We start from the raw sequence: 11,881 nt of genomic DNA on the forward strand, positions 1-11,881 counted from the left end.
TTTAAATTGCAAAATTTTAGTTTTATGATATTGGCTCTATATACTGCAATTTTAATCTCTCTTCTCTCAAGCATAGTTGTTTTTGAAGAATTAAAGTCGAAATTGAATTTTCATATGGCAAATTTATCACTTTAATTACAGTATTGGTCATTGGTAGTACGATTATTTGTGTTGGATTGCTATACAGAATTTCTGCAGGTAAATGCTTACCAATATATATTGAAGATTTAATTTTCAAGTTTTCCTATGCATCGATATTGAGTATCTGCTTGTTTATAGGAATGTATTTATTCTCCTTGGCAAGCAAGAAGTATTTTAAGGTTTCTGCATAACCCGTCTTCTGATATAGCCAAAATAGCTTAGATTTAACTATAACCGTCATTCCGCTATTTGTTAGCAGCTTGGCAGTATAATGTGAAAAGCTCTTATTCGGATAGCGCTTCTAAAATCAAAGTAATTGGAAACTGTTAACTTAAGTTATCCTTTAAGAAAGCTAGTACAATTTCTTACAGGTTTCATACATGATAAGAGTTTTATTTTTAGCTAAACCAATTGAAATAAGCTATAAAATCTGTTAAAGTCAACTTTGTGCGAGCACCCTTAGCTCAGTTGGATTAGAGCATTTGACTACGGATCAAAAGGTCGGGCGTTCAAGTCGCTCAGGGTGCACCATATTTTGTAGGAAATAGAGGTCATGCTTGAAATTCATATGTGTAATACCTATCTCTAATGGTAAAATACTGAGCTATTATATATGAACAAAAAAGACTTTTATGATCTGCTAGGAGTGAGTAGAAATGCTAGTACTGACGAGATAAAAAAAGCATATAAAAAACTAGCATTAGAATATCATCCTGACAGAAATCCTGGTAATAAGGAAGCAGAGGAAAAATTTAAAGAAGTAACAGCTGCATATGAAGTTCTATCTGACTCTGAAAAAAGAGCAGGTTATGATCGTTATGGTCACGATGGTGCTTCCGGTGGATTTGATTTCAGCCAAGCTGGAGGGGATTTTAGCGATATATTTAACGATTTTTTCGGTGGAGGATTCGGCGGCAGTACAAGTAGGTCAAGGACAAAAAGAAGTACAACAGGAGTATCTGGATCAGATCTGCGCTACGATCTTAAAATTACCTTAGAAGATGCATTTAAAGGAATGCAAGCACCTATACATTATGTGACAAATATAAAATGTAATACATGCCAAGGCACAGGTAGCGAAGGAGCAATCAAACCGGTTCAGTGCAACACATGCCAGGGAAGCGGTAGAATTAGAACTCAACAGGGCTTTTTTACCATTGAAAGAACGTGTACTACATGCTGTGGGGAAGGAGAAATAATACAAAATAAATGTAAGAAATGCAGTGGAAGTGGGCGTAAAAGAGATGAAGTAAATATCTCCGTTTCAATTCCAAAAGGCATAGAAGAAGGAGCTAAGGTAAGGGTCAGTGGTAAAGGAGAAGCTGGAGCAAGAGGTGGAAAAAGCGGAGATTTATACGTATTTGTAAAAATAGCTACTCATCAGATCTTCACTCGCAATAGGGCAGATTTACACTGTAAAGTGCCTATAAGAATGACACTAGCAGTACTTGGTGGTGAAATCGATATTCAGTCAATTGATGGAGCTAAAATAAAAGTAAAGGTCCCTGAAGGCACTCAAACTGGTACCAAACTACGTTGTAGGGAAAAGGGTATGCCATATATGAACTCACATGCTCGTGGTGATTTATACGTACAGGTAATAGTTGAGACTTTAAATCCAAAGAATTTAACCCAAAAGCAGATTGAGCTATTGAAAGCGCTTGAGGAAGAGGAACATGAAAGTGTAGAGCAGAAATCTGAAGGATTCTTTGGAAAAGTAAAAAAAAAATGAGAAATTTGCTAAATGATATAAAGAGGTAGCTGTCTATACTTAATTCTTTTGACCAACTTGAAAGCCTTCTCTTTTAGTGAAAAGATTTTTTTTAAGTTATGCAAAAGTGATAAATTCCTTTATTTAAGGTAGAAGTTTTGCTATCCTCGCATTTTAATAATTTAAAATTAATGAACATAAACAAAAATGAGTTTTTATTTCTTCCTCTTGGAGGAGTAGGAAGGATTGGGATGAACGTTAGCCTATATCATTATCAAGGCAAGTGGATTATGATCGACCTTGGTATCGGTTTTGCAGATGAAACTATGCCAGGTGTTGAGCTACTCATTGCTGATGTGGATTTTATTGCTCAAAGAAAAAAAGATTTGCTTGGAATAATAATTACACATGCACATGAAGATCACTGTGGTGCAGTGCCTCATCTATGGGAAGATTTGCAATGTCCCATATATACAACAAAGTTTACAGTTAATTTTCTCAAGGAGAAACTAAAGGAGTTTAGATTGGAAGGTGTGGTACCTGTGAAAGAGGTAGACATAAATGGCAGCATAAATTTGGGTCCTTTTACCGTTGAGTTTATAAATGTAACTCACTCAATTCCTGAGGCAAATTCAATATTAATTAGCACTGAAGCAGGTAGTGCACTTCATACTGGGGACTGGAAATTTGATCCAAAACCTGTTGTTGGATTAATTTCTAATATAGAGCGTTTAAAAGAAATTGGCGATAAAGGTGATCTACTTGCAGCAATTTGTGATTCAACAAACATACTGGGCAAGCACGACCCTGAATCAGAAAGTGAAATTTATGATAATATTTACAATATAATAAAGCGGTCTAAAAAATTGATTGCTGTATCGCTATTTGCCTCAAATGTGGCGCGGATTGAGACTATCGCTAAAGCTGCACAAGCACTAAATAGAAAAGTAGCTTTACTTGGCAGATCTTTATGGAGAATAGTGAAAGTTGCTCAGGATAGTGGTTATTTAACTGATTCTCCTAAGTTTCTAGAAGAAAAGGAGGCAGTAAATTTTCCAAGGGAAAAGCTGGTGCTACTTTGCACAGGTTGTCAAGGTGAGCCACTGGCAGCAACCTCAAGGCTTGCTAATAAGAGTCATCAAGCATTTAAAATGCAGCAAGGTGATACCATAATCTTTTCATCAAAAATCATTCCTGGCAATGAAACTCGTGCACATAATATGCTCAATGCCTTTATTAAGATGGAAGTGGAAGTTATTACTGAAAAAACAGAGAATGTTCATGCTTCCGGACATCCAGTAAAAGCAGAGCTAAGGGAAATGTATTCTTTGATAAAACCTAAGATAGCTATTCCAGTTCATGGTGAGTATATTCATACGGATGCACATGTAAAGTTCGCTAAAGAGTGTGGTGTGAAAAGAGCAATAATGATTGCACCAGGTGATATTGTTAATTTGGAGAATGGAGAAAAAGTTAGTTCAATTGATGTTGACTACTTTGGTATTGATGGTACGTTGCTACGCCATCCAGAATGCAGCGTTATAAAGATGCGTGAGAGAATGAGAGATGCTGGGGTTATTGTAGTAACAGCAATTGTGAGTAAGAAAAACAAATTGCTTGCTAAGCCAAAAGTATTTGCACCTGGTGTTTTCGAAGCGCAAGAAGATGCAGCCATTATGCGAAAGATCATAGAGAAGGTTGAGTCAGCATTTAGTCCACAACCGATAAAAAAAATAAGAAATAAGATTGAAAGTTCAATATTTAGTATCTTAAAGGAATATTTACTAAAAAGACCTATAATTGAAGTCCAAATAGAACAGGTATAGAAATATACCTCTTTTTATTAACCATTATTTGAGTAAGAGGTTAACAATGTATTCTTTGATGTTATTTCAGCATGCAATACTGGAATCCGTGAAAAAAAATCAGTGTCAGATCACACAACTATACAAACATTGTGATTTTAATCTACCAGAAGGGTTCGATCTCAACGCCCAGGGAAACATTGTAGTTTTAGAGCAATCTCCACCAGTAGAGTGTCATCCCAGTGCTCTGACACTGGAATCCGGTTTTTCATACAACCTTGTCAAAGACGTTTATTTTAGAATAAAACAGCTACTTTTATGCTTGCCACCTCAGTGCACTTACTTGCAGTCAAATTTCTGGATTCCAGTGTCAAGTACTGCAGAAATTGATTTATTCTACTGTCATGCAGTTTAACTTCAAAAGTAAGCCATTTGCTGAGATGACAGGAGGTAATGCAAGAAATCTAATGAAGCTATTCGTTCAGCTGGTGTTATTTATTTCATTATTTATTCCTTATTCCACAAAAGCTGTTTTATATGTTGATATAAAAAAAAGCAATATTGGTAATATTGATCTTGTTGTATCTAAATGTGCATGCAAGACAGAAGTGGAAAGTGAGCTAAGTGAAAGCATCACAAAAGTAATTGAAACAAATCTATCTAATTGTGGCTTATTTAATGTGAAACGTAACACGAAAGTTGAGTCTTGGAAAAGCGATGCTGTAGTCACAGTAAGTTTAAGTGAAGTATCAAACAGAAATTTAGAGCTATCTTTTCGTTTATCTGAAAGCTTTACAAACAGAGAATTACTTACTCAGTCGGTTGTTTTTCTAGTAAAAGACTGGAGGAAAATTAGTCATCTTGTTTCAGATGTGATACATGACAGATTAATTGGTGAGAAAGGGCATTTCAATACAAAAATTACATATATCGCTGAAGAAAAAGATAGCAATTACAAATCCCTCCGTAAAATTGCTGTGATGAATCAAGATGGAAGTAATATAAAGTACTTAACAAATGGTGAGGAATTTGTGTCAACACCAAGATTTTCACCAAATGGAAAGGGTATTGTTTATATCTCATACACAAATGGTAAAAGTTATATAATATTAAAAAATTTAAAAGATAACACTGAATCAATAATCAGCGCATTTGAAGGAGTTATTTCTGCACCAAGATTTTCTCCTGATGGTAAATCTCTTTTTATTTCCCACTCATTGAGTGGTGAAACAAATATATTATCTCTAGACTTAAGCAGTAAACGAACAAAAAAAATTACTAAAGGTTCAGCTATAAGTACTTCTCCCTCTTTGTCTCCAGATCAAAAGTACATGGTTTTTAGTTCTGATATAAGTGGAAGTCAGCAACTATATATCATAGATTTCACTAAAAAAAGCAAAAAACCCAAGAGAATTAGTTTTGGAAATGGAAGATATGCTACACCTGTTTGGTCGCCAAAAGGAGATCTGATAGCTTTTACAAAAATTCAGTCAGGAAAATTTTATATAGGAGTTATGAAGCCAGATGGCAAAGAAGAGCGCTTGCTTTCAGAGGGACATAAAATTGAATCTCCGGCATGGCTACCAAATGGCAGAGAAATTATCTTTACTAACGCAGAATCACCAAGCAACTCTAAATTATATTTAGTAGATTTAGTAAAGAAAAATCAAAAAATGGTTTTTACTCCAACGAATGCTTCTTTACCAGATTGGTCTTATTTTTGAAAGTAGATCTACAAAATCGGTATAAATCTTGCTTTATCTTAATCGTTTATAACCTTCGGTACTACGAAATACCCATGCTCCGATTTTGTATTGGATAATATTTCTTCTTTAATGTTTTGAGAATTTATAATATCATCACGTACATGGATGTCCTTATCTATAGTTCCATAACGCATAGGAGAAATACCTTCAGTATTAACTTTCAACAAAGTATCATGTATCCAATCCAGCATTGTCAGTTCTTTTGAGTAGTATTGAATCTCATCATCGGATAACTTAATCCTCACAAGCTGTGCAGTTTTAAGCATTTCTTCTTTAGTAATTGTTATTTTTCTCTTATTTGCAAATTCTATTAACAAAGTGATAACATCTTCTGTTGATCTAGCTGGCACTTTTACCTCCTTGCACAAAGGAAATTAAAATATTTGCAATTGAAACAACCTCTATCTTATCATTTTTTTCAAATTTGTGAAATACGGTGTCCGTAATTACTAATTTATCCAGAGAAGAGGAAGAGATTTTCTCAACTGCATTTCCTGAAAGTATTCCATGTGTAATGCACGAAACTACAGACTTTGCTCCTCGGTTTTTTAAAGCAAGAGCTGCATTAAATAATGTTCCGCCAGAGTCAACTATATCATCAACAATGACGCAATTTTTGTTTGCAACTTCTCCGATTACATTCATTACCTCAGACGTACCTGCTTTTTCTCTGTATTTATCTACTACAACAATATCATTATCTAACTTGTATTTTTCCTCTAAAATCTTTGCAAAAGTACGAGCCCTTCCAATTGCTCCAACATCAGGCGCAACTACTGCCAAATTCTCCTTGTATATAGAGTTAACAAATACTTCAAAACAGCTTAAATTAGTAACTGATATATCAAAAAAACCTTCAATTTGACTTGAATGCAAATCAATAGCAGCAACGCTATTTGCACCTGCAGTTTGAATAAGATTCGCAACTAATTTAGCACTTAAAGCAGATCGCATATTATTGTTTTCAATAACCCTATCCTGCCTACTGTATACGTAATAAGGAATAATAGCTGTTATTCTCTTGGCTCCTGACCTCTTTGCTGCATCAATTGTAAGAAGAAGCTCCACAAGGTTATCATTTACAGGGGAAGAAATAGATTGTACTACGTATACCTCTTGATCACGTAGATCATTTGCTACTTCTACATTTACCTCACCATCAGCAAATCTTGACACCTGAGTAGGAAATAGCTGAGCATTTAGCCCACTTGCTATTAAATCTCCTAATTGTTTACTAGCGCTACCTATTATTATCTTCATATATATCAATTAAGTTTTGAAAATTATACAGAAACCATGGAATGATTAAAACTTTATTTTTGCCGTCAAGTAGCTCATAGAAAAAAAAGTTACTCGAAACATTTCACTAGCTTTCTTATCATAAGAACGGTACTGGCTGAGTTCATTAAGTAATTTTATGGGCAGTGGAATGATAAAAAGCGTTTTCACAAACACATTTTACTACATAATCAGCGCTAATATTAAAATGCTTATAAAGAGCTTCATAAGGTGCTGATTCTCCAAAATTTTTCATGCCAATAAATATACCGTTTGAGCCTACATATTTATGCCAACCCACTTCACTTCCAGCTTCAATTGCAACTTTGATGCTGTCATTATTTAATACCACCCCTTTATATTCATCACTTTGCTCGTCAAAAAGCCTCCAACACGGCATAGAAATGACCCTTGTACCTACACCTTTTTCCTGTAATTTTTCTCTTGCCTCAACTGCAATTTCAACTTCAGATCCGGTAGCAAATATCGTCACTTCTAGCTTCCCTGAATATTCGCATAGTATATATGCACCCAATTTTGATAGGTTGGCCAATTGGTCAGTATAAGAGTGCATGTAATTAATATTTTGCCTTGAAAGTGCAAATAGTGCAGGTGACTCTTTTTTTTCAAGTGCAATGCTAATGCACTCCAAAGTTTCAATTGCATCTGCTGGCCTAAAAACATACAGATTTGGTATAGCTCTCAGAGAAGCTAAATGCTCTATTGGCTGGTGAGTTGGACCATCCTCCCCTACTCCAATTGAGTCATGAGTCATTACATATATAACCTGCTGTTTCATCAAAGCTGAAAGACGTATAGCAGGTCGGCAGTAATCGGAAAATACTAAAAAAGTTCCACCATAAGGAATAATTCCACCATGAAGAGCCATACCATTCATACAAGCTGCCATAGCGTGCTCTCTCACTCCATAGTGTACATAAGAGCCACCATAATTATCACTATCTATTGCCTGCATGTGCTTATATTTAGTACAATTTGAACCGGTAAGATCAGCAGAGCCACCAATTAGTTCTGGCATAGACTTAGTTAATAGTTCCATTACTCTGCCGAAAGAAGATCGAGTAGCTTCGTTTGGCATGAGCCCACATATTTGTCTCTTCAGGTTAGCCAAATCACTCTCGATGTTATTCGGCAAACGTTTCTCAAGTCTTCTTTGTAGTTCTTCATTGATCAAGGATGTATAGTTTTGTTTTGCCCTCTTAACTGTTTCCATCCAAGCGTTTTTCACATCTTCTGGTACATAAAATGGTTCATAGTTCCAATTCAATTTTTCTCTCATCTGTTTTACATCTTCCTCTGTAAAGGCACCACTATGAGCAGAAGATGTGCCAGCACGGCTCGAAAATTTTCCGATAATAGTTTTGCAACAGATTAGTGTAGGTTTATCAGACTCTTGCGCCTGCTCTATTGAGAGGGATATAGCATCAAAGTCATGCTCATCGATTTTGTCAACATTCCATCCATACGCTGAAAAACGCTTTTCTACATCATCAGAGCAAGAGAGGCTAGTAGAGCCGTCTATAGAGATGTCATTGTCGTCAAAAAGTGCTATCAGCTTATTTAATTTAAGATGCCCAGCAAGGGACGCTGCTTCATGGCTTATACCTTCCATAAGACAACCATCTCCTAGCATTACGTAAGTGTAGTGACTGATTTCAAACTGCTTTGCAAGAATCGATTCAGCAAGTGCCATGCCAACAGCAGTGGCAAATCCCTGACCAAGCGGGCCTGTTGTTGCTTCTATACCGGAAGTTAAGCCAAATTCTGGGTGACCTGGAGTTTTTGATGTAAGTTGCCTAAAGTTTTTTAGTTCATCTATACTAATATAGCCTGTCAGATATAATATAGAGTATTGCAGCATCGAACCGTGACCATTTGATAGGACGAAACGATCTCTACTTATCCATTGAGAATAATCAGGGTTATGGTTTAGATATTTAGCAAATAATACAGTGGCAATATCTGCCATGCCAAGTGGCATACCTGGATGTCCAGAATTTGCTTTTTGTACCGCATCAATTGATAAAAAGCGGACAGCATTTGCCATGGATTTTAGTAGTAGATGATTCATGTGTTAATAGGAAAACTTAAAAGTGAAGTATACTATATCATAGTGGCAAAAACAAGTTGACACTTAATGTTAAAATCATTAACAATTTACAGTTAGATTATGAGAATTTTTGTATGACAACTGTTATCAATAGAAAGTATAGAATCAGTCGCAGGCTTGGTGTGAACTTATGGGGTAGAGCAAAAGATTCGGTCAATAAAAGAAAATATCCTCCAGGTCAGCATGGTATTCTTGGATTTAAGAAGTTATCTGACTTTGGTAAGCAGTTTGCTGCACATAAAAAATTTAAGTTCTACTATGCAATTTCAAGCAAACAGCTTAGGCGTACATTTTTAGATGCTTACAAAAGAAAGGGTTATACGGCTGATAATTTTATTGGTGCCTTAGAATCAAGGTTAAGTTCTGTTTTATATCACTCTGGTTTTTTGCCAACAATTTACTCGGCAAAACAGCTTATATCTCATAAACATGTTACAGTTAATGATAAGGTGGTTAACATATCAAGTTATAGAGTGAAGCCTGGTGATATAGTAAAAATAAGGGAAAGAGCAGCAAAAATTCCTATATTAATAGAGGCTGAACAAAAACAAGAACGTAAGGCTCCAGATTATTTAGAGGCAGATAGCAAAGCACTTTCAGTGAAGTATTTGAGAGCCCCTCAATATTCCGAAGTCCCATATTCAGCAGACATGGAAGTCAATTTAGTAGTAGAATTTTACTCTAGATAAATAAAGCCCGTGTGGCGGAATCGGTAGACGCAGCGGACTTAAAATCCGTGGGTTTTGCGACCTTGGGAGTTCAAGTCTCCCCATGGGCACCAGTTTAATTTACTAAAGAAGTATGAAATGGCTTGATATAGAAGATGTTGCAGAAGCTCTAGAAGAGAAATTTCCAGATGAAGATATAATTACTATTAGATTCACTGAACTTAAAAGAAAAGTCTTGGATTTAGAAGAGTTTGATGATGATGAAAAGTATTGTAATGAAAAAATATTAGAGGCTATTCAAGCAGCTTGGATTGCAGAAAGATCTTAAAAAACAATAGCTATAAGAAAATTACGGCATGCAGTAAAAAGATAATCTTCTTGGAAATACTATACTTTACTCGAATCTTACTTAGCTTCATAATAATTTAACAAATTAAAATTAAAAATGATTACAAGGTAGGAAACACAAAATTCTGGCAAATGCTAGATATACAAATACTGCTTTTTATGTGTGAGGCCGAGGGTCATGAAAACAATAAGTTAGTTTTTTGTATAAGAGAGTTGTAATATAATTTAATTTTAAGCACTGGAAGGATGTTTAAATATAGCGGGCCAAAGAAATTAAAATCTATAATAGAAAACTATGCATTAAAATGCATGAAAAATAAGATCAGCAAAAATGAAATACGTCTTATTTTAAACTGGAAAAGTATAGTTGGAGAGGAATTAGCAGAATGTACAAAACCACAAAAGATCTCATACGCACAAAACGTAAACTCTGGTGTGCTGTATCTTTTAGTAACAAATGGCAGCAAAGCATTAGAAATGCAGCATATGGTTTCTCTTGTAATAGAAAAAATTACAGTGTTTTTTGGCTATAAAGCAGTATACGGTATAAAAATCAAGCAAGGGAGTTGACTATTTAACTATATCAGGTTAACCTAGTTGCATAGGATAAATTGGTATATTGAAGTGAGTAGAATTTGTGAGTTAACAAATAGAAAAAAGTCTCTTGGTAATAAGGTATCACATTCAAATCGTAAAACAAAGCGTACTTTTCTCTTGAATTTACATAAAGTTACATTGATGAGTAATATATTAGACAAAAAGCTTAGCTTTCGTATAGCAACAAGAACTTTAAGAACTATAGACTATAAAGGTGATCTTGATGCTTTCTTGCTCAATACAAAAACAATTAAACTAAGTAAAGAAGCACAAAAGATAAAAAGAAGATTAAAGAAAGCTTTAGCAAAACAAGAGGTAGAATTAGCTGTTTCAGATGCATAGTAAGCCTATATGGCTCAGAGCGAAAGCTCCAGCTGGTAAAATATTCAATGAAACCTTAGACACTGTTAAGCTACATAACTTACATACGGTATGCGAAGAAGCTGCGTGTCCAAATATTGGTGAATGTTGGAATAAACGTCATGCTACTGTGATGATTCTCGGTTCTGTTTGTACTCGTGCTTGTGCGTTTTGCAACGTTGCAACTGGCACTCCTGATAAGCTCGATCCTCATGAACCAGAAAATTTAGCAAAAGCAATAAAAAAGTTAAATTTAAAGCACGTTGTCATTACCTCTGTTGACCGTGACGATTTACCAGATGGTGGTGCAAATCAGTTTATAGGATGTATAGAAGAAATTAGAAAGATAACTTCGGAAACAACAATAGAGATCCTCACTCCTGATTTTTTAAATAAGAAAGGAGCGTTTGAAGCAATAGCTATTGCATCACCTGATGTTTATAACCACAACATCGAAACAGTACCAAGGCTGTATGCAAAAATAAGACCAAGAGCTCGTTATTTTCATTCACTATATTTGCTAAAGATGGTGAAACAGATTAATCCTAAACTTTTTACGAAGTCAGGGCTTATGGTTGGTCTTGGAGAATCAAAAGAAGAAATCTTTCAGGTTATGGATGATTTACGTAGCGCCGAAGTTGACTTCATTACAATTGGTCAATATTTGCAACCAACTCCAAAGCATGTAAAGGTTGATAGATATGTTACCCCAGAAGAGTTTGAGCATTATAAATATATTGCTTATTCCAAAGGCTTTTTGGTAGTTGCATCAAGCCCATTAACGCGGTCATCGTACCACGCTGAAGAAGATTTTAACAGACTTGCTGCTGCTAAAACTTCAACCTAATTTAACCTATCTGTTCAAGGAAATGTGCAAGCCATTGCTTCCTTTCTTTTCATTCAAGTAGCCTCTTATCCTTTCAGTAGCCCATCAGCGTTATTTCAGTAACACCTGTTATTCGAGTAGCCTAACACTGAAATCAAGAGGACTGACCAGGCAATCAGAACTGGTCACGCGCTGGAATGACATCATTGTTTTTTGCATGCAAAGAGTGAATGATAGCTACTTTCATGAT

General features: G+C 35.3%; 12 protein-coding genes and 2 tRNA genes. 10 read left to right on the forward strand and 4 right to left on the reverse strand.

Annotated elements, in window-relative coordinates; translation table 11 throughout:
* Positions 1-22: 22 nt before the first annotated feature.
* Positions 23-238 (reverse strand): hypothetical protein, encoded by a 216-nt coding sequence (locus tag wTKK_RS00145; RefSeq protein WP_407511467.1) that lies wholly within the window; start codon positions 236-238, stop codon positions 23-25.
* A gap of 356 nt (positions 239-594) precedes the next feature.
* Between wTKK_RS00145 and wTKK_RS00150 the strand changes: the two genes are divergently transcribed.
* The 4 genes from wTKK_RS00150 (at position 595) to wTKK_RS00165 (ending at position 5,381) form a co-directional block, all read left to right on the forward strand.
* Positions 595-672, forward strand: a tRNA-Arg gene (locus wTKK_RS00150).
* 82 nt (positions 673-754) lie between these two features.
* Complete coding sequence (gene dnaJ / locus wTKK_RS00155) at positions 755-1,873, forward strand: molecular chaperone DnaJ (protein WP_407511468.1); 1,119 nt, start codon at positions 755-757, stop codon at positions 1,871-1,873.
* A 170-nt stretch (positions 1,874-2,043) separates the two neighbouring features.
* Positions 2,044-3,678 carry a ribonuclease J gene (locus tag wTKK_RS00160; RefSeq protein WP_407511469.1) on the forward strand — a complete coding sequence of 545 codons (1,635 nt, stop codon included), beginning with the start codon at positions 2,044-2,046 and terminating at the stop codon, positions 3,676-3,678.
* Between the two features lie 446 nt (positions 3,679-4,124).
* On the forward strand, positions 4,125-5,381 hold the full coding sequence (locus wTKK_RS00165; RefSeq protein ID WP_407511566.1) for a protein TolB: 1,257 nt from the start codon (positions 4,125-4,127) through the stop codon (positions 5,379-5,381).
* Between the two features lie 38 nt (positions 5,382-5,419).
* Here wTKK_RS00165 and gatC read toward each other — a convergent pair whose 3' ends face one another.
* The 3 genes from gatC to tkt all read right to left on the reverse strand — a co-directional run bounded on the left by gatC (position 5,420) and on the right by tkt (position 8,793).
* Entirely contained in the window at positions 5,420-5,773 is a 354-nt protein-coding gene (gene gatC / locus wTKK_RS00170; RefSeq protein ID WP_407511470.1) for an Asp-tRNA(Asn)/Glu-tRNA(Gln) amidotransferase subunit GatC, read from the reverse strand.
* Entirely contained in the window at positions 5,763-6,683 is a 921-nt protein-coding gene (locus tag wTKK_RS00175) for a ribose-phosphate diphosphokinase (RefSeq protein WP_407511471.1), read from the reverse strand. The genes gatC and wTKK_RS00175 overlap by 11 nt, the downstream gene beginning before the upstream one ends.
* Positions 6,684-6,828: 145 nt before the next feature.
* Positions 6,829-8,793, reverse strand: coding sequence for a transketolase (tkt, locus tag wTKK_RS00180; protein WP_407511472.1), 1,965 nt, complete (start codon positions 8,791-8,793; stop codon positions 6,829-6,831).
* A 113-nt stretch (positions 8,794-8,906) separates the two neighbouring features.
* Between tkt and rpsD the strand changes: the two genes are divergently transcribed.
* The 6 genes from rpsD (at position 8,907) to lipA (ending at position 11,652) form a co-directional block, all read left to right on the forward strand.
* Positions 8,907-9,521, forward strand: a complete 615-nt coding sequence (gene rpsD / locus wTKK_RS00185; protein WP_407511473.1) for a 30S ribosomal protein S4 — start codon at positions 8,907-8,909, stop codon at positions 9,519-9,521.
* A 5-nt stretch (positions 9,522-9,526) separates the two neighbouring features.
* Positions 9,527-9,613, forward strand: a tRNA-Leu gene (locus wTKK_RS00190).
* 20 nt (positions 9,614-9,633) lie between these two features.
* Positions 9,634-9,828, forward strand: coding sequence for a Fe-S cluster assembly protein IscX (gene iscX / locus wTKK_RS00195; protein ID WP_407511474.1), 195 nt, complete (start codon positions 9,634-9,636; stop codon positions 9,826-9,828).
* Positions 9,829-10,094: 266 nt separating this feature from the next.
* Entirely contained in the window at positions 10,095-10,418 is a 324-nt protein-coding gene (locus wTKK_RS00200) for a DUF721 domain-containing protein (RefSeq protein WP_143689050.1), read from the forward strand.
* 54 nt (positions 10,419-10,472) lie between these two features.
* Positions 10,473-10,787: a 50S ribosomal protein L28 gene (rpmB, locus tag wTKK_RS00205; RefSeq protein ID WP_407511475.1), complete on the forward strand. Its 315-nt coding sequence runs from the start codon at positions 10,473-10,475 to the stop codon at positions 10,785-10,787.
* Complete coding sequence (gene lipA, locus wTKK_RS00210) at positions 10,780-11,652, forward strand: lipoyl synthase (RefSeq protein ID WP_407511476.1); 873 nt, start codon at positions 10,780-10,782, stop codon at positions 11,650-11,652. The genes rpmB and lipA overlap by 8 nt, the downstream gene beginning before the upstream one ends.
* The last annotated feature ends 229 nt before the right edge of the window (positions 11,653-11,881 follow it).

It is taken from the genome of Wolbachia endosymbiont of Trichogramma kaykai (assembly GCF_045765165.1).
Lineage (GTDB): Bacteria > Pseudomonadota > Alphaproteobacteria > Rickettsiales > Anaplasmataceae > Wolbachia.